Origin of the sequence: Streptomyces doebereineriae, from assembly GCF_031845645.1 — a bacterium.
Lineage (GTDB): Bacteria > Actinomycetota > Actinomycetes > Streptomycetales > Streptomycetaceae > Streptomyces > Streptomyces canus.
On sequence record NZ_JAVREZ010000489.1, the window covers coordinates 1 to 411 of the forward strand.

Here is a 411-nt window from a genome sequence, read left to right on the forward strand (position 1 = left end):
GAACAGGTAGCTCATTTCAAAAAAGTTGGTTATAAATTTGATACCTGGCATGATATTGTCTGGCTCCAAAAATCTCTTGTAGGTGAGAATGATGAAGATTGAAGAATTAGAAAAATGTTTGTTTGCTGTGGCGGATGCCAGTCAGGCCCAGCCTATGAAGGCTTATATGAAAAACAATTTTGACTTTCTGGGTGTGCGAACTCCTGACCGCCGAAAAGTGGCTAGGCAATTTTTCAAAGAATTTAAGTCTCAGGGCATTGACTGGGAATTTGTTGAGGCTTGCTGGTCTAAGCCCTACCGTGAATTTCAATATATCGCCATTGATTATCTGGTCACCAAGAAAAAGGACTTGGTTTTAACTGATTTACCACGCTTGAAAAAATTAGCCCAGACCAAGTCTTGGTGGGATAG

Annotated in this window: 1 protein-coding gene; it reads left to right on the top strand. The window is 40.6% G+C overall.

Features of this window, described 5'->3' with window-relative positions; all coding sequences use genetic code 11:
• Positions 1-91 precede the first annotated feature (91 nt).
• Positions 92-411 (top strand): DNA alkylation repair protein (locus tag RNB18_RS52905; protein ID WP_311721165.1); only part of this gene is annotated, 320 nt, incomplete at its 3' end.